This window comes from Ruania halotolerans, from assembly GCF_021049285.1.
GTDB classification, from domain to species: domain Bacteria; phylum Actinomycetota; class Actinomycetes; order Actinomycetales; family Beutenbergiaceae; genus Ruania; species Ruania halotolerans.
The window spans coordinates 4057622-4074589 of record NZ_CP088017.1; the positions used below are offsets into that span (position 1 = coordinate 4057622).

General features: G+C 67.5%; 15 protein-coding genes. 7 read left to right on the plus strand and 8 right to left on the minus strand.

Translation table 11 applies throughout. The features are described from left to right. Positions 1–202: 202 nt before the first annotated feature. From LQF10_RS18355 to LQF10_RS18370, 4 genes are read right to left on the minus strand one after another with little or no spacing between them, the layout of a single operon-like run. Positions 203–1276 (minus strand): LacI family DNA-binding transcriptional regulator, encoded by a 1074-nt coding sequence (locus LQF10_RS18355; protein ID WP_231065281.1) that lies wholly within the window; start codon positions 1274–1276, stop codon positions 203–205. A gap of 3 nt (positions 1277–1279) precedes the next feature. Beyond that, entirely contained in the window at positions 1280–2164 is an 885-nt protein-coding gene (locus LQF10_RS18360) for a carbohydrate ABC transporter permease (protein ID WP_231065284.1), read from the minus strand. Beyond that, the gene (locus LQF10_RS18365) at positions 2161–3036 is read right to left on the minus strand and encodes a carbohydrate ABC transporter permease (RefSeq protein ID WP_231065287.1); all 876 of its coding nucleotides are present in this window, start codon (positions 3034–3036) and stop codon (positions 2161–2163) included. Before LQF10_RS18365 ends, LQF10_RS18360 begins: the two co-directional genes overlap by 4 nt. A gap of 43 nt (positions 3037–3079) precedes the next feature. Further along, entirely contained in the window at positions 3080–4438 is a 1359-nt protein-coding gene (locus tag LQF10_RS18370; protein ID WP_231065290.1) for an ABC transporter substrate-binding protein, read from the minus strand. 300 nt (positions 4439–4738) lie between these two features. On the opposite strand from LQF10_RS18370, the gene LQF10_RS18375 reads away from it, so the two are divergent. Both LQF10_RS18375 and LQF10_RS18380 read left to right on the plus strand, forming a co-directional pair. Next, positions 4739–6091, plus strand: coding sequence for a glycoside hydrolase family 172 protein (locus LQF10_RS18375; protein WP_231065291.1), 1353 nt, complete (start codon positions 4739–4741; stop codon positions 6089–6091). Beyond that, positions 6088–7371 carry a glycoside hydrolase family 32 protein gene (locus LQF10_RS18380; protein ID WP_231065293.1) on the plus strand — a complete coding sequence of 428 codons (1284 nt, stop codon included), beginning with the start codon at positions 6088–6090 and terminating at the stop codon, positions 7369–7371. The genes LQF10_RS18375 and LQF10_RS18380 overlap by 4 nt, the downstream gene beginning before the upstream one ends. A 72-nt stretch (positions 7372–7443) precedes the next feature. Here the strand turns inward: LQF10_RS18380 and LQF10_RS18385 are convergent, their stop codons facing one another. Continuing rightward, on the minus strand, positions 7444–8583 hold the full coding sequence (locus tag LQF10_RS18385) for a DUF2330 domain-containing protein (RefSeq protein WP_231065294.1): 1140 nt from the start codon (positions 8581–8583) through the stop codon (positions 7444–7446). Positions 8584–8785: 202 nt separating this feature from the next. Here LQF10_RS18385 and LQF10_RS18390 point away from each other — a divergent pair, with 202 nt between their 5' ends. Both LQF10_RS18390 and LQF10_RS18395 read left to right on the plus strand, forming a co-directional pair. Beyond that, positions 8786–9100: a metal-sensitive transcriptional regulator gene (locus LQF10_RS18390; RefSeq protein WP_231065295.1), complete on the plus strand. Its 315-nt coding sequence runs from the start codon at positions 8786–8788 to the stop codon at positions 9098–9100. 21 nt (positions 9101–9121) lie between these two features. Then, entirely contained in the window at positions 9122–9349 is a 228-nt protein-coding gene (locus LQF10_RS18395; RefSeq protein WP_231065296.1) for a heavy-metal-associated domain-containing protein, read from the plus strand. Between the two features lie 128 nt (positions 9350–9477). Here LQF10_RS18395 and LQF10_RS18400 read toward each other — a convergent pair whose 3' ends face one another. Then, the gene (locus tag LQF10_RS18400) at positions 9478–9915 is read right to left on the minus strand and encodes an Hsp20/alpha crystallin family protein (protein WP_231065297.1); all 438 of its coding nucleotides are present in this window, start codon (positions 9913–9915) and stop codon (positions 9478–9480) included. Positions 9916–10268: 353 nt separating this feature from the next. Between LQF10_RS18400 and LQF10_RS18405 the strand changes: the two genes are divergently transcribed. Continuing rightward, on the plus strand, positions 10269–11594 hold the full coding sequence (locus tag LQF10_RS18405; RefSeq protein WP_231065298.1) for a BNR-4 repeat-containing protein: 1326 nt from the start codon (positions 10269–10271) through the stop codon (positions 11592–11594). Positions 11595–11683: 89 nt separating this feature from the next. Here LQF10_RS18405 and LQF10_RS18410 read toward each other — a convergent pair whose 3' ends face one another. Further along, a complete protein-coding gene (locus tag LQF10_RS18410) occupies positions 11684–15154 on the minus strand; it encodes a bifunctional proline dehydrogenase/L-glutamate gamma-semialdehyde dehydrogenase (RefSeq protein WP_231065299.1) in 3471 nt (1156 codons plus the stop codon). Positions 15155–15271: 117 nt separating this feature from the next. Here LQF10_RS18410 and LQF10_RS18415 point away from each other — a divergent pair, with 117 nt between their 5' ends. Together LQF10_RS18415 and LQF10_RS18420 are read left to right on the plus strand one after the other, a co-directional pair. After that, on the plus strand, positions 15272–16159 hold the full coding sequence (locus LQF10_RS18415; RefSeq protein WP_231065300.1) for a LysR family transcriptional regulator: 888 nt from the start codon (positions 15272–15274) through the stop codon (positions 16157–16159). An 81-nt stretch (positions 16160–16240) separates the two neighbouring features. Further along, a complete protein-coding gene (locus LQF10_RS18420) occupies positions 16241–16702 on the plus strand; it encodes a methylglyoxal synthase (protein ID WP_231065301.1) in 462 nt (153 codons plus the stop codon). Between the two features lie 6 nt (positions 16703–16708). Here LQF10_RS18420 and LQF10_RS18425 read toward each other — a convergent pair whose 3' ends face one another. Continuing rightward, positions 16709–16957: a helix-turn-helix domain-containing protein gene (locus tag LQF10_RS18425; RefSeq protein WP_435531415.1), complete on the minus strand. Its 249-nt coding sequence runs from the start codon at positions 16955–16957 to the stop codon at positions 16709–16711. Positions 16958–16968: the final 11 nt, after the last annotated feature.

Sequence of the window (16968 nt, forward strand, 5' to 3'; positions counted from 1 at the left end):
AAGCCCGTGATCAAGGCGTAACGTGACCGCCGTTGCCCGAGCAGATGGACGGCCATGAGGGCACTCGTCCCGGAGGGAGGCCATGTCGTCGTTGCGGGGCCCGAGCCGCGTGCCTACCGTGGTGCCAGGGACGCCGTCGTTGAGCATTCTTGAGGTGACAGAGTGTGAGGTGCATTCCGATCGCTGCACAGCACGGCTGGCCTCACCCGCCCAGGGACCCTTCCGGCCTCCCGCACCCGCACGAGGCACCGTGTTCGATCTCGGCGTTCAGGCGCACGGTGAGCGGTGGGGCGTCCGGCTGCCGCAACCGGCGCAGTACCAGCCCCATGGCCTCCCGGCCCACCGAGACGGCCGGCTGTCCGGCCGCCGTCAGCGAGGTCCGCATCAGGTCGGCATTCGGGAGCGTGTCGAAGGCGACCATCGCCACGTCCTCGGGCACCGAGAGTCCCTGGTCATCCAGCGCCCGCAGCGCCCCCACGGTCATCGGTGAGCTCGCGGTGAGCAGGGCAGTGGGCCGGTCCGCTCGAGCCATCCGGTCAGAGACCAGCCGCCTCGCGTCCTCCGCGCTCCCGTCACCCTCCCATACCAGCTCGGTGTCCACCTCGATCCCGGCCGCCGCGAGCGCCGACCGGTAACCCTCGAGCCGCTCCCGCAAGGTCGCAACCGCCAGGTCTCCGGCGACGATCCCTATCCGCCGGTGGCCCTGGTCGATCAGATGCGCCACCAGGGTGCGGGTGGCGGAGGCACCCTCCACCCCCACCTGATCCACCCCAACGCCGTCCAACCGGTCCATCAGCACCACCGGCGTGCCCAATTCACGCGGCCGATCAACCGCCGCCGGCACACTGCCACTCGCTCGCGCGAGGATCAGAGCATCCACCCGGCGGGACTGCAGCACCTGGACCGCACGGAGCTCGGCCTGCGGATCTTCCCCGGAGTCCGCGAGCAGCAGCACGAAACCTTCCTCGCTCGCCACCGCCTCGATGCCGGTGACCATGTCACGGAAGGCCGGTTCACCGCTGTCGGAGACCACCAGACCGATCGAATCGGTCCGCGAGCGCCGCATCGCCCGGGCCGAGGCATCCTGGGTGTACCCCGTGGCGTCGAGCGCCTTCTGCACCTTCCGTCGCGTGGCCTCGGTGACGCGCCGCGTCCCGTTCACCACATGCGAGACGGTGGAGGTCGAAACGCCGGCGGCGCGCGCGACATCGACGATCGTGGCCCGCCCCCCGTCCGGAGGCCGGTTCGCGACCGGAGTCTCTCCTGCGTCCACCATCACTCAGCCCTTGACCGCACCGAACGTCATCCCTGCGACGACGTGGCGCTGAAAGACAGCGTAGAGGAGGAGCTGTGGCAGCAGGACCAGGGTGGCCGAGGCCATCATGGCCCCGTAGTCCACCGACCAGAACCCTTGGAACTGCGCCACCCCGAGGGAGATCGTGGTCATCGCCGGATCGTTGATCAGCGTGACCGCGAACGGGTACTCGTTCCACACGTAGATGATGTTGAAGATCAGCAGCGTGGCCACCACGGGCCGCATCAGCGGGAACACGATCTGCCAGGCCAGCGTCCGCAACCGTGCGCCGTCGATCACCGCGGCCTCCTCGACCTCTACCGGGAAGTCCGCCAAGAAGCCGGTGAACAGCAGCACGTTGAATGGCAGCTGCGCGGCGATATAGGGGAGGATCAGGGCCCAGTAGGTGCCGAACAGGCCGAGCTCGATGTTCAGCCGGTACACGGGGAACAGAAGGATGTAGACCGGGATGGCCAGACCCGCGAGTAGATAGAACCGTAGACCGTTGCGCAGCCATACCCGTGTCCACTCCATCCGGGTCAGCGCATAGGCGGCCATGTAGGCAAACACCACTCCCACCACCACGGACACACTGGCGAGGATGAAGGTGTTCTTGTACATCAGCATGAGGTTCAGCGTCTGCGTCGCCACCTCGTAATTCGCTAGGTTCAGCTCGGTGAGGTTGAGCGGGTCGCGCAGGATGTTCTCGTTCGTCTGGAACGAGAGCACCACCACCCACAGCATCGGCAGGATGAGCAGCGCCGTCACCACATATGCCACGACCGCAGCCCACCCCCGACGGCGCCCCCTGGGCCGACGAGGCACGTCACCGTGCGGAAAACGCACCTGGGTTCGGGTCGAGGTACTCATGCTGCTGTCGCCTTCCGTCGCAAAAACGCCAGGTATCCGAGCGCGACAGCCACACCCAAGACACTGGTGATCACGGCCAGGGCCATTCCGTAGCCGTAATTCTGCAGGCCGAAGGTGACGTGGTAGGTGTAGCTGACGAGCGTCTCGGACAGGTGCACCGGCCCGCCGCCGGTGAGCTGGACGACAAGCTCGAAGATCTTGAAGGAGCCGGTGATCACCAGCACCGTCGTGATCCCGATGGTCTCGCGCAACATCGGGACGGTGACGTATCGCAGGCGCTTCAGGCCGGCCGCCCCGTCCAGCTCAGCGGCTTCCATGACGTCACCGGGGAGCATCTTCAGCCCGGCGTAGAAGATCGTCATGATGAACCCGACGGTCTGCCACACGTATACCGAACCGATCGAGTACGGACTCAGCGTGGTTCCGCCGATCCACGCCGGCGGCTCGGCCACCCCGACCAGGCGCAGCAGCTCGTTGAGTAGCCCGAGGTGCGGGTCCAGGATGAACACCCAAATCAGCCCGATCAGGATCGGTGCCACCACGTTCGGGGCGAATACCATGGTGCGCAGGACCCCGGCGCCCCGGATCCGCCGGCCGAGCAGCAGTGCCAGGCCGAAGGCGCCCGGCAGGAGCAGGCACAGCGAGATGACCAGGATGATCGCCGTGTTCCGCAGCGAACTCCAGAACAACGGGTCATCGACCATTGAGGTGTAGTTCTCTGCTCCGACGATCGTGGAGGACCCGAAGGCCTTCGCGTCGGTGAAGCTCTGCAGTACCGAGTACACCACCGGGTAGGTGAAGTACAGGCTGTAGATGATCAGTGCCGGCAGCACCATCCCGGCGAGCTGCCACGGCCTGCTCAACCACCGCACAGGCGGCCACCTCCTCCTCGACCTGAGAGACGTCGTCGGGCGGTCACTCGAAGGTGTCCTGCACGACCTGCAGCGCCTCGCCCGGGGTGAACACGCCCTGTATCACGCCGTAGATGGAGTCGTACATGGCGCTGGACTGCTCGGCGGAGATGACCAGGTCCGGCTGGGCCTCAGGGCTGGACCAGCCATCGGCATTGATCACGTCGAGCACGGAGGAGAACACGGTCTGGGACTCGTCGACCTGCGGCTCGTAGGTGGTCACCGGGGTCTGGTCGTTGTCCACGAGGATCTGCTGGCCCGTGTCACTGTAGTAAAAGGCCAGGAAGCGCTCCACGGCGGCTGCCACCTCCTCGTCCTCCATCGCCGCGGCGCTGACCACCAGCGGTGCCGAGGGCGCATTCATGTAAAGCTGCTGGTCCCCGACACCATCGGAGAATGTGGGTCCGGCCCAGAACGTGGTGGCCGCACCGACCGAGCTCTCCTGGATCTGCCCGGCGGCCCACACGCCGGCGTCCAGCATCGCGGCGTTACCGCTTGTGTACTCCTCGACCGCCTGCACATAGTCCTGCGTGGAGACGTTCGGGGAGAACGCGCCCGCCTCGGCGAGCTCGTCGATGTGTTCGTAGAGCCGGAGGAAGTCCTCGTTCACGTACGAGTCTTCGCCGGCGAGGATGGCATCGATCCGCTCCTCGTAGCCGTACCGGTTCAGCATCGTCAGGAACGCCCAGACGCTGAAGGAGGTGCCATTCGCACCCTTCGCGATCGTGGTAACACCCTCGGCGGAGAGGGTCTCGGCCACGGCGAGCAGGTCCTCGAAGGTCGCCGGCTGGGCGAGCCCGTATTCGGCGAGGATGTCGGTGTTCACGAAGAATCCGGTGACCAGGCCTTGATAGGGCACGCCGTACTGCACTGGGCCACTCGAGGAGTCACTGACGTAACCGCTGAGCATGGACTCCGGGAACGATGCGCGGAGGTCGCCAGAGTCCAGCAGTGGGCCGAGGTCAGCCAGGTAGCCCTCATCGGCCATCTGCGTGGCGAGCGAGTTGTAGACCCAGAAGATCTCCGGCAGCGTCCCGGATTGCGCGGCGATCTGCATCGCCTGGTTGTGCTCGTCCACGGTCTGCCCTTCGACGTGTATCACCACGTCCGGGTTCTCCGCCATGAATGCCTGCACGATCTCGTAGGTGGCCGGGTCCTGCGCCTCGACATTGGGGTTCTGCATGGAGAGGGTGATCTCGACGGCGCCGTCACCGGCAGGCTCACCACCGTCGGCAGAGGTCGGGTCCTCGCCGGGGACGGAGCCGCCGCAGCCGGCAAGTCCGAGCGCGAGCGCGGCTCCAGCGGCGGCTGAGCCGATGAGGGTGCGCCGCTTCATCGCGGGACGCAGGGGGTGGGTGCTCATGGAAGTCTCCATTCCTCAGGGTTCCCGCGGCGGATGTGGGAGCCGGGTCAGGGTGCTCACCGTTGCCTAGACCATCGTCGGACGGCGAGAGACGGCGAGCTGTTGCGAAACGTTTGTCAGAACGGTAGGACGACTCGAGCGGCACGTCAACCCCAGATTCTCCTGACAATCGCTTCCCCGACGATGAAGTCTGCGCACGGCGATCGGTTGACAGGCACCACGCAGCCAGTCCATTCTCGCTTCATTGAAGACAAACGTTTCGACGGGCGATCACATCGCTCGGCCGAGGAAGGGATCACCATGGCAGCAGGACCTCGCGAAGGACTCCTCGCGGACATCACCCACGTGCGGCAGGCGCGCACCGGTCGTGTCTCGAGCTGGGACCAGACCGGACGCAACCGGGACAACTGGATCGTGATGCCCGGCGAGGAACGCGTACTCGCTGATCTTCAAGGACCTGGTTGCATCACGCATATCTGGATGACCCAGTCGTGCCGGCGCCAGCCCGGGCCCGGTCAGATCGCCCCCGAGGTGGTCGGGGTGCCGATGCTGGAGATTCACAATGCCCTCGGGGTCAGTTGGGAGGTGCACGACCCGGACTACTACCGCAAGATCGTGCTGCGGATGTATTGGGACGATGCCACCACGCCCAGCGTGATCGCACCCCTCGGCGACTTCTTCGGGCTGCTCAACTCCCTCTCCGGCTCGTACGAGTCACTGCCGCTCTCGGTCTCGGCGAAGGAGCCGGAGGAGTACAGCTTCGGCGGATCCGCCGCGTTCAACTCGTGGTTCCAGATGCCGTTCGGCTCCCGGGCGCGGATCACCGTGGAGAACCAGAACGATGTGCCGTACCTGCAGTACTTTTACATCGACTACGAGCTCTACGCCGAGTCACTCGCCGAGGACATCGCCTACTTCCACGCCCACTACCGGCAGCAGCGGCCGTGCCACGGTTGGGGTCCGGACCTGCAGACCAATAGTGCCGAGGTGGCGACCGTCCCGCACCTATCCGCCGAGGGGAACTATGTGGCACTGGAGACCGAGGGCGCCGGCCACTACGTCGGCTGCACGCTCGCCGTCCGGCACTTCCAGGACACCTGGTGGGGTGAGGGCGACGACATGATCTTCATCGACGACGACACCTGGCCCCCGAGCCTGCACGGCACCGGCATGGAGGATTACCTCGGGCATGCCTGGGGCATGCAGCGCAACGGGTACCTGATGAACGGGACCATTGTGCACGAGGCGGACGCCCCAGGGTTCCAGCACAGCTACCGGTTCCATCTCGTGGACCCGGTGCGGTTCTCCCGCCGTATCGCGGTGACCTTCGAGCACGGGCACGCCAACCACCTCGCCGATGACTGGTCATCGGTGGCGTACTGGTACCAGGACACGATCGCGCCCGGACTGACCATCCCGCCCGTCGAGGACCGGCTGCCGCTGCGGCCGCACCCGACGCAGGTGCACGCGAGCCTTCCCGAGCTCACCGAGGAGCAGCAGCGCGCCCGGGACGCTGCCGCGGAGCGGATGCGGACCTACGAGGCAGAACGCGATCGCGTCTGGGCAGCCCGCGCGCCGGAGATCGATGCCGCCGAACGAGGGAACACCGAGCACGCGGCCGAACTGCGGCGTCGGTGGCTGGAGGGACGATGACAGACATAAGCACGAACGCCACAGCGCGTCCCCGGATCCACTTCACCGCGCAGGAGGGATGGATCAACGATCCGCTCGGGCTGACCTTCCACGACGGCGTCTATCACCTGTTCTTCCAGCACGTGCCCGGGCAGGCCGAGTGGGGGCCGGACCAATCGTGGGGGCACGCCACGTCCCCCGACCTGCTGCACTGGACCGAGCGGCCGGTGATCCTCAGCCCCGGGGACGGCGACGGCGGCGTCTGGTCGGGCTCGTTGGTGGTTCCGCCCGAGGGCGAGCCGACCATCTTTTACACGAGCGTGCGTGTCGACGACGTGCAGATCGGCACGGTACGCACGGCGCACCCGACCGATCCGCAGTGGCGCACCTGGGAGAAGGGGCCCGAGGTCGCCCGCCTGCCTGACGAGATCGATGCTCTTGCTTACCGGGACCCACAGGTGTTCCACGACGGCGAGGAGTGGGTAATGCTGATGGGGGCCGGACTGCGGGATGGAACGGCCGTCGCGCTCGCGCACCGCTCCGACGACCTGCGCACCTGGGGGCAGGCAGAGCCGATCGCGAGCCGGCACCGGGACGTGATGGAGCCGGTATGGCTCGGAGCTGTGTGGGAGTGCCCGCAGCTGCTTCGGGTGAACGGACGCTGGGTGCTCACCGTGTCGGTGTGGGAGCCCGAGGTGCCGTACTACGAGGCCTACCTGATCGGGGACCTGGTCGACGGCCAGTTCGTGCCCGAGCATGTCGGGCGGCTCAGCTACGGCCCTTCCTACTACGCCGCGTCGGCCTACACCGACGCAGCCGGCGGTCCAGGCCTCATCTACTGGTTGCGAGGGGTGGACGACCCGGGCGGCACCTGGGCGAGCGCGCACTCGCTGCCGCACGCATTGCACATCGACGACGACCGGCTAATCGCCGCACCGCACGCGGCCGTCGAAGGATCCCGGATTGGTGCAGCCCAGCATGCCGAGAACTCCGCGGTCACCAGCGGACCCGTCTGCGATGTGCTGCTGACCGTAGCGAGCCCGAGCGCACGGGGCACCCTCACCGTCGACGGCGGTCGCGCCCATGTGCTGGTGGCCGCCGGTCAGGTGGAGGTCACCACCGACGCCGGCAGCTGGTCCATGCCCGCCGGAGGCACTGAGTTGCGGCTGGTGCTGGACGGCCCGGTGCTCGAGGTCTTCGGTCCACGTGGGACGCTCGCCGTGCCGCTTGTTGCGCCGACCGAACGGGTGACCTTGGAGCTTGCGGGCGCGCTCACAGCGGATGTATGGAAGCTGGGCTGAGTCGGTAGAGAGAACCGCCGCACCACGTGGCACCGCCCACCTTGCGGCAGTGCGCTCAGCGCCGTCGATCATTCACGACCCGACGTTCTCCACCGCGCGTGAGACTGGCTCAGGAGTCACCTCACGACGCCGGCGGGAGATCACCGAGGCGGCAGCGAGCGCCCCGAATGCGGCGATCCCGCCGATCGCCACGAGGACCGGGCCGGCCGGCAGCCCGAGGATCTCGCGCATGCGGGTCTCATACTGCACGGGGTGGTAATCCGCTCCACCGGATGTCGGCCCGAAGGTGAAGTCGGAGACGATCTCGCTGCCCGGGTTGTAGAACCACTGGTCGAACACGGTGAGGTAGGCGCCATCCCCGGCGAGCTCAGTGAGGGTGGGGTCGCTCACGTCATCTGGGTCGAGCGGACCCGCATAGCGCAGGTCCCCGGTAATGGAGTCCCAGCTCGGATCGGTGCGTTGCACCTGCTGCTCCGCGATCACGTAGGTGCGGACGAACTGGTCCGCGGCGGCAGCAGCCGAGATGCGCATGGGGTAGAGCATCGAATCGGCGTCGAAGCTCAGGTGCAGTGGCTGGATCGAGCCGGCCAGCGCATCCGCCTCCGGATTCAACCGGACGGCCACGTAGTACCAGCCCTCCGCCACATACGGCAGCAACGCCTCGGCCACAGCATCGCCCATCACATAGGAGTGCTCATCGAGCCAAGTGGCCAGGCCGTCGGCATCGCTCGCCGAGAGCACGCTCACTTCCAATGGTCCGAGCTCCACCGTCGACATCACGTCTACGGCGGCACTACCGGGGGCGCCGTCCCCTGCACCAGACCCGCCTGCACCGTTCTCCGGCCACCAGGAGTACCGCACCTCGGTGCGTGGAGCCGTCATCTCTTCGAGGGCATCGAAGACCGCAGGATCGGCGAGCGCCACCTCGGCGGGCGCCGGAGTCGGGATGAGTAACGCGGCGTCGTCGGCCTCCGTCATCATGTCGAGTTGGAGCAGGATCTCCTCAGTAGCACCATCCCAGGCCACCACCGCCACCTCACGATTGACCGCCACGTCATAACCGTCGGAGGTCAGGGCGGCGCCACAGGCACACGCCTCGGCCGGCTGTGGAGCGAGCACTGCCGCCGCTGCGAGCGCCACTGTCAGGGCGATCATCGCAACACCACGGCGGCGGGTGCGCGCGCCTCGAGGGCGCTTTCGGCCAAGCGTCATGACAGTCACGCTAAGGGAGCGAAAGGGGCGAACCCCGCACTGTGTCCGGATCGATACCGATGACTCTGCGATCGTGATCGTTCCGTTGTCACTCGTGCACAGATCCTGCACAGCTGGGCTCCGCCGGGGTGCACGCACATACCCTCGGGGGGTACTATGACGAGGTGACCACAGAGACGTTCCCGGCACCGAAGGAGCAGGCATGACCGAGCAGGCAATCGAGCAGCACGAAGCCCCGCACGGCTACGTGCCGGAGAAGGATGCCTACCTGAAGCGACTGCGCCGGGTTGAGGGCCAGGTGCGTGGCATTGCTCGGATGGTCGAGAACGACACGTACTGCATCGACGTACTCACCCAGATCTCTGCCGTCACCAAGGCCCTCCAGGCCGTCGGCCTCGGCCTCATGGACGACCACCTCGGCCACTGCGTGGTCGATGCCGCACGCCGCTCCCCCGAAGAGGGTGCGGAGAAGGTGGCTGAGGCCAGCGCTGCGATCGCGCGGCTCGTCCGCTCCTGACCCGAAACGAGAGGATTCGCCATGGACACCCTGACCACGACGATCGACGTCACCGGAATGACGTGTGGCGGCTGCGTCGCACACGTCACGGAGGAACTCCAGTCCCTGGAGGGAGTCAAGGACGTCAGCGTTGAGCTCGACGCCGGCGGCACATCGACCGTGACCGTCATCTCGGATGCCCCCCTGAACGAACAGAGCCTACGCGCGGCAGTCGCCGAAGCGGGTTACGACGTCGCCGCCATCGACTGACCGGCTGCACCTCACGCACGAACGGCTTCCGTTCGCCACGAGGAACGCCCCGGAACCCTGGCCGGATGGCCAGAGTTCCGGGGCGTTCGTCTGCGATCGACGGCGGAACTAGCTCCTACCGCAGCGTTCTATGCGGACTCCACCTGCCGGGAGGCCTCGCTGGAGTCGATCGGCGCATTGGCATCACTTGCCTGCACGGCGATCTTGCGAGGCTTGGCCCGCTCGGCCACCGGGATCCGCAGGGTGAGCACACCGTGGGCATAGTTGGCGCTGATCGCGTCAGCGTCGAGCCCCTCACCGAGGGTGAGTTGACGGCGGTAGGAACCGGACGGGCGTTCCTGCGCCAGCCAGCGTCCGCCGTCGGGCTGGGCAACCACCCGCTCGGCCTGGACGGTCAGGACGTTCCCGTCCACGTCCAGATCGATCGAGTCGGGGGCCACGCCCGGAAGGTCGATGTCGACGACGAATTCGTCGCCCGAGCGGTACAGATCCATGGGCATCCAGCGCGGTCCGCGAGCGTTGCTGCGGCGGTCGAAGTCGCGGAAGGGGTCGAACATGAGAGTCATCTCAAACCTCCTGAAGTCGGCGACCCCGGATGGGGCCGGTGTCGGTTGGCAGCCGGTCGGCGCCCTGCGGCGCTCCCCGGTATGCCCGTCACAACGTCGACGGCGGCCGCTATGTTCCAGAGTTGAGTCACCTTCGCTCAAGGCGAACGTCTGGGCCTATCCGCACCTGGTCGCCGCCCCCGCCGAGCGGGCGAGCAGCAACAACTGAACCCGCTTTTCGTATCTGAACTCCCGCCGTCGGGGGTTCAGATAGGAAAAGCGGGTTCAGTTCGTGCCGCGGAGACGCACGGACGGCGGGCCAGCCCGTGGGAAGCGCTATCCAAGCGCGCGGAAGTTTGGCAGAATCCAGCCCTATGGCCGCATCGACGCAGCACGACATCCACACCTTCAACGACAACGGCGCCTGGTGCTGGTTCCAGGACGAGCGCGCCATCATCGACCCGGAGACGAACACCTTGCTGATCGGCTCTGTGGCGGCGGCCGAGGGCCCGGGCGGTGAGCAGCGCTCGGGGAACATCGAACTCGCCGTGACCGATCTCGCCTCCGGCAGCACCGAGATCGTCGTACTGCACGAGCGCCTCGAGGCCGACGATCACAACGATCCCGCCCTGTGGATCCGCCCAGATGGCCGCTACCTGGCGATGTACACCAAGCACAAGAGCGACAACTTCCAGCGCTGGCGCATCTCCACCCGCCCGCACGACGCAGGAGAGTGGGGCCCGGAGCAGGTCTTCGACTGGACCGAACTCACCGACGGGCGCGGCGCCACCTACTCCAACCTGCACTACCTCGCCGACGAGGGGCGCCTCTATGCCTTCGTGCGGGCGATCAACGACGACCCCTCGATCCTGATCTCCGACGACCACGGAGACACCTTCCGCTACGGCGGCAAACTGTTCACCCGCCCGAAGCTCGGGTACGTGAACGGCTACACCCGGTACGCCTCCAACGGCGACGCACCCGATGGCGCAGGTCGCATCGACCTCATCACCACCGATCACCACCCCCGCAACTACGACAACTCGATCTACCACGGTTACATCAGCGGCGGATCCCTGCACCGCAGCGATGGCGCGGTCGTGGACGAATCCGTCCTGGACCCCGAGGCACCCTCACAGGTGGAGCTGACCACACTGCTGGCCAGCGGAAGCACCCTCGACGATTCCCCGCTCACACACGCCTGGACCACAGACATCCGCCAGGGCCGGGCGGGGCAGTCCGGGCAGATCGCCGCCGTGCTCACTGCACGGGCCAACGATGAGCCGGAGAACAGCAACTTCTCCGACCATCGATTCGTCTATGCCCGGTTCGACGGCGCGGCCTGGCAGGTCTTCCCGCTCGCCAAGGCAGGGGCGAACCTGCTCCCGCACGAGGAGGACTACACCGGCCTGGCCTCCATCGACCCCTACGATCTGGACTCGCTCTACCTCTCCGCGCCGATCGACCCGCGCGACGGGAGCGCGTTGACCCGTCACGAGATCTTCCACGGGCGCACCTCCGATGGCGGAGCGAGCTGGGAGTGGAGCCCCATCACCGAGCACTCGACGGAAGACAACCTGCGCCCGATCGTGGTGCCCGGCGATCCGGACACCCTGGCGGTCACCTGGTTCCGCGGAACGATGACGGCGTCCCAGCACTATGACTGCCGGGTGGTCGGGATCGTCAGTCAGCGGTCCTGACGGCCAGGAGTTCGCGGGTCTCGACGGACTCGCGGTCGATGGGCACGTTGCGCAGGTAGGTCATCGTGATCGGAGCTCGTCATCATCCGTCAGTTGGTGGTGAACGACGCGGACTGCGAGGTTACCGCCGGGATGTCGTAGCGGTGGATGGTGCCGAAGCGGTGCGCGGTGACCGAGACCGCCTGCTCCTTGAGGTATGTCAACAGCTCGATCCGCCCCGCAGCGACCACCTCGTCGGTGTACAGCGCCACGGCCGGTGACCCGTGCGTGGCGGCGGCCAGCTCGGCGGCCGACCCGCCGATCAGCCGGATCCTGCCGCCCGCACGGCCAAGGTGTGCGGCGCGCGCGCTCCACGCGGCGCCGTCCTCAACGTGCACTTCGGCTACCTCGGCGACGTACTCGGCAATCTGCCGCGGTAGCGCTGCGGCGGCGCTCACCGTGACGGCGGCACCGGCACGCGCACCAGCCGCCACCACACGGATCAACTCCACGGGCCGGTCCCCCTCGAACCGCACGGTGACCTGGTCCGGGTGGTAGCGGAAGGCGTTGTGCTCACTGGCGAGCCCGGTCCGGTCTCGCACGATGCCGAACTCGCCTGCCCATGCCGCCTCGTCAGTGCTCAGCGCACCGCCGAGCCAGTCACGATCGACCTCCGGTAGGGCATTCGCCGCACGTAGGGCTCGGCGGCTGATCGCATCGTGGCTCACGGCGGAGCCGGACACAGCGACCGGGGCGTCGGTCCAGGTGCCGAATCCGGTGAGGTAGTTCGGTCCGCCCGCCTTCGTGCCAGCGCCCACCGAGGCCTTCTTCCACCCACCGAAAGGCTGGCGTTGCACGATCGCGCCGGTGATGCCGCGGTTGACGTAGAGGTTGCCCGCCTCCACACCTGCCATCCAGGCGGCGATCTCGGCCTCATCCAGCGAGTGCAGCCCGCTCGTGAGGCCGTACTCGATGCGGTTGACGTACTCGATGGCCTCCTCGAGCGTGGCTGCGGTCATGATGCCCACTACCGGACCGAAGTACTCGGTGAGATGAAACTCCGAACGGGGCCGGACGCCGTCGCGGATGCCTGGGCGCCAGAGCGTGCCGGCATCATCGAGCTGCTGGGGCTCGACGAGCCAGCTCTGCCCCGGCTCGAGCGTGGTCAGTGCGCGCAGCAGCTTGCCCTCGGCCGGGCCGACGATGGGTCCGATCTGGGCTTGCTCGTCCCACGGCTGACCGACCGGCATCGAGGTGACCGCATCCACCAGTTGACGGCGAAACCTGGCCGACTCCGCCGCAGATCCCACGAGGATGACCAGCGAGGCGGCTGAGCACTTCTGGCCGGCGTGACCGAAGGCAGAGTACGCAACGTCCCGCGCCGCCAGGTCGTAGTCGGCACTGGGGGTGACGATGAGGGCGTTCTTGCCGCTCGTCTCCGCCAGCAGCGGCAGGTCAGTGCGGATTTCACGGAAGCGTTCGGCCGTCTCATACCCGCCGGTGAGGATCACGCGATCGACGGCCTCGTTGCCGATCAGCTGGGCACCGAGCTCGCCCTCGGAGAGCTGGACATGGCGCAACACCTCACGCGGCACCCCCGCCTCCCACAACGCCTCCACCATCACCGCACCCGAACGCCGCGCCTGCGGGGCGGGCTTGATGATCACGGCGGACCCGGCCGCGAGTGCGGCGAGGGTGGAACCGGCAGGAATGGCCACCGGGAAGTTCCACGGCGGGGTGACGACGGTGAGCCGGGCGGGCGTGAAAGTGGCACCGTCCACGGCCTCGAGTTCGCGCCCCTGCTCGGCGTAGTAGTGAGCGAAGTCGATGGCCTCGCTCACCTCGGGGTCGCCCTGGGCGAGCACCTTCCCGCACTCGGAACCCATCACCTCGAGCAGATCGGCGCGGCGTGCCTGCAGGACGTCTCCGGCTCGGTGCAGGATCTCGGCGCGAGCGTCGGCGCCGAGCGCACGCCAGGCTTCGCTCGCAGCGACGGCGCCGTCGATGATGTCCTGCAGGTCGGCGGCGGTCGCGATGACCGAGTCTTCGGCGGTAGCGAGACCGAGCGTGCTGTGTGGCATCCGGGCCCGGATCGCCGCACCCCAGGCACGGTTCGCGGCGATCGCGGGATCGGTGTCCGGGGTGTTCTGGAAGCCCGGCAGCCGGGGCTGTTCCTGTGTACCTGCCGGCGCGCTCCGGTCCTGTCTGCGATGCGGCGCCGGCACCTGCGTGGGCATCGTCGCGATGGAGTCGAGGAAGCGCTGCTTCTCCCGATCGAAGAGGGCCTCGGTTTCGAGATCGAACACGGCCGACATGAAGTTCTCTGATGAGGCGCCCTCCTCCAAGCGCCGCACCAGGTAGGCGATGGCGACGTCGAACTCGCTCGGGTGCACCACCGGGGTGTACAGCAGCAGTCCGCCGACGTCCTCGCGCACCGCCGCTGCCTGGGCGGTGGCCATTCCGAGCAGCATCTCGAAGTCGACGCCCTCGGTGACGCCACGTCGCTGCGCGAGAAGCCAGGCGAGGGCGATGTCGAAGAGATTGTGCCCGGCCAGGCCGATGCGCACGGCACCGATGTGCTCCGGGCGCAGCGCGTAGTCCAGGACGGCCTTGTACGAGGCGTCCGATTCCTGCTTACTTCCCCAGGTGGCCAACGGCCAGCCGTGGCTCTCGGCGTCCACGCGCTCCATCGGCAGGTTGGCGCCCTTGACCACCCGCACCTTGATCGGCGCACCGCCGCGGGCCACTCGCCGGGCAGCCCATTCCTGCAGCCGCATCATCACGCCGAGGGCATCCGGCAGGTAGGCCTGCAGCACGATTCCTGCCTCGAGATCGCGGAACTCCTCGGCGTCCAGGAGCGTGGTGAACACGGCCTCGGTGAGGTCGAGGTCCTTGTATTCCTCCATGTCGAGATTGATGAACTTCCCGCCGTCCTGCTTGGCGCGGCGGAACAATGGGCTGAGTGAGGCGACTGCGTGTTCCACGGCGTCGTCGAAGGACCACGGGCTGTGCGGAGCGACGGTGGAGGAGACCTTGATGGAGACGTAATCGACGTCGTCACGGGAGAGCAACTGCGCGGTGCCGGCCACCCTGCGGCTGGCCTCGTCGTCGCCAAGGATCGCCTCGCCGAGCAGGTTGATGTTGAGCCGAATCCCCTGTTCGCGGTCCCGGAGCCGGGCGATGGAGCGGCCCAGCTTCTGGTCCGTGGCGTCGACGATCAGGTGGCGCACCATACGGCGCAGCACCCGCCGGGCGGCCGGGACCACGAGAGCCGGCAGCACCCGACTGGCCACCCCGCCCACGCGGATCGCGGCACGCAGGTGCCATGGCAGCAGACGCGGGGTCAGCGGCACCACATCGCGTAGTGCCCGAGCGGCCACCCGGCGATCTTCCGGCCGGATGACGCCGTCGACGAAGCCGAGCGTGAAGGCGAGCCCGTTCTCATCCCGAAGGATGGCGGCGAGGCGCCGCGCGGCCGGATCGACCGGATGAGCCTGACTGGCAACTAGCCAGCGCCGTACCTGCGCGATCGCGTCCTGCGCCAGGATCTCGTCGATCACCGCAGCCGACTCCGCCTTCACACCCACACCTCTTTCACTCACACACACGTTCGTACCGCCCACAGTGTGATCGCCGGTGACCTGTGATGAAAAGTGATAGTTTCAGAACGTATTCATTCGATCTGATCGAAGGTTGTTATGTGGGACGCGGGACGACTCCGCCTGCTGCGTGAACTCCAACTGCGCGGCACGGTCACCGCCGTGGCCCACACGCTCAATTTCAGCGTCTCGACCGTCTCGCACCAGCTCGCTCGATTGGAACGCGAGGTCGGCGAACAGCTGCTCGAGCCCGACGGCCGCCGCGTGCGGTTGACCCCGCAGGGCCGAGTGGTCGCTGAGCACGCCGCACGGATGATGGACGCGGAGGAGGCGGCGCGGGGTGAGTTGGAAGCCCTCGAACCAGGCCCGGAGACGGTCCGGGTGGCATCACTGGAGACTGCGGCGCGCGCCCTGCTGCCGGCCGCGCTCGATGCCCTGGCACAGAGTCACCCGCAGTTGCGCGTTGAGGTGGCCGTGGTGCCGCCGGAGGTGGGGCTGTTCGAACTGCAGGCGCGCCGCTTCGATCTGACGATCGCCGAGGAGTACCCCGGATCCACCCGCCACCTGCACCCCGGCCTCGACCGGATGAGACTGGGCCAGGATCCCGTTCGGCTCTGCGCACCAGCTGCAACGACTGCCCGCTCCCTGCCCGAGTTGGCGGACCAGCCCTGGGTGATGGAGCCCCCTGGCGCGATCGTGCGGGACTGGGGCATCCAGCAGTGCCGTGCCGCGGGCATCGAACCGGACGTGCGCTACGAGGCGACGGATCTGACCGTGCACATCCGGTTGATCGCCGCCGGGCACGCCGTAGGCATCTTGCCCGACCTCGTGTGGGCGGGTTACCACGCCGAACTCGCCCTGATCGACCTCCCGGGCGCGCCGTATCGAGAACTGTTCACCTCGGCGCGGCCCGGATCGCGCGCCCGGCCCGCCGTGCAGGCAGTCCACGATGCGCTGGCGCACGCGCTGCGCTCGCGCAGCGGGTGACACGCAGCGACCCACGGCGGACAATGAGACTCATCCGCACCCCACGGTGAGGATGCCGCTGCCCGGCCCTCGGAGGTCAGCATGAGCACACCGCACACCCGGCGCCACATCGCCCTCGTCGCGCACGACAGCATGAAGGTCGACCTGCTGCGCTGGGCCGACTACAACCGCGACACGCTCGCCGAGCACGTCCTCTATGCCACCGGAACCACCGGCACCATGCTCGAATACGAACTCGGCCTTCCGGTGCACCGGTTCCTCTCCGGCCCGGTGGGCGGCGACCAGCAGATCGGCGCGAAGATCGCCGAAGGCCAGATCACCATGCTGGTGTTCTTCTGGGATCCGTTGGAGGCTCAGCCGCACGACCCTGATGTGAAGGCCCTGCTGCGGATCGGCGCCGTATGGAACGTGCCGATGGCCTGCAATGTGGCCTCGGCCGATCTGATGATCTCTTCACCGTTGTTGGCCAGCGACTACGAGCACCAGCGGCCGGATCTCACACCCCGCACCTGGGATCAGACCTCGGATTCTGCCTCGGCATAGCGGCGTTCAGGCAGGCCGCTTCTCGATTCGCGATCCGCCGTACTTCTTGTGCACCGCCTGCTTCGAGACGCCCAGCAGTGTGGCGATCTCTGCCCAGGTCAGCCCTTGTGCACGGGCGCGGCGCACCAGCACCGCCTCGCGCCGGTCCGCCTCCCGCCGCAGTCGAACCAGCGCGTCCAACGCACGGTAGAGATCGCCGTCATCATCCGTTGCCAGAGCGAGCGCACTCATCGAGACCACCTCCTCATCGACCATGCGCGTCAACC

Coding starts and splice junctions, on each gene's coding strand:
- LQF10_RS18385 (WP_231065294.1), bottom strand. CDS start 8,583: ATGACGCTTGGCCGAAAGCGCCCTCGAGGCGCGCGCACCCGCCGCCGT.
- LQF10_RS18360 (WP_231065284.1), bottom strand. CDS start 2,164: ATGAGTACCTCGACCCGAACCCAGGTGCGTTTTCCGCACGGTGACGTG.
- LQF10_RS18380 (WP_231065293.1), top strand. CDS start 6,088: ATGACAGACATAAGCACGAACGCCACAGCGCGTCCCCGGATCCACTTC.
- LQF10_RS18375 (WP_231065291.1), top strand. CDS start 4,739: ATGGCAGCAGGACCTCGCGAAGGACTCCTCGCGGACATCACCCACGTG.
- LQF10_RS18425 (WP_435531415.1), bottom strand. CDS start 16,957: ATGGTCGATGAGGAGGTGGTCTCGATGAGTGCGCTCGCTCTGGCAACG.
- LQF10_RS18405 (WP_231065298.1), top strand. CDS start 10,269: ATGGCCGCATCGACGCAGCACGACATCCACACCTTCAACGACAACGGC.
- LQF10_RS18415 (WP_231065300.1), top strand. CDS start 15,272: ATGTGGGACGCGGGACGACTCCGCCTGCTGCGTGAACTCCAACTGCGC.
- LQF10_RS18400 (WP_231065297.1), bottom strand. CDS start 9,915: ATGACTCTCATGTTCGACCCCTTCCGCGACTTCGACCGCCGCAGCAAC.
- LQF10_RS18390 (WP_231065295.1), top strand. CDS start 8,786: ATGACCGAGCAGGCAATCGAGCAGCACGAAGCCCCGCACGGCTACGTG.
- LQF10_RS18395 (WP_231065296.1), top strand. CDS start 9,122: ATGGACACCCTGACCACGACGATCGACGTCACCGGAATGACGTGTGGC.
- LQF10_RS18370 (WP_231065290.1), bottom strand. CDS start 4,438: ATGAGCACCCACCCCCTGCGTCCCGCGATGAAGCGGCGCACCCTCATC.
- LQF10_RS18355 (WP_231065281.1), bottom strand. CDS start 1,276: ATGGTGGACGCAGGAGAGACTCCGGTCGCGAACCGGCCTCCGGACGGG.
- LQF10_RS18420 (WP_231065301.1), top strand. CDS start 16,241: ATGAGCACACCGCACACCCGGCGCCACATCGCCCTCGTCGCGCACGAC.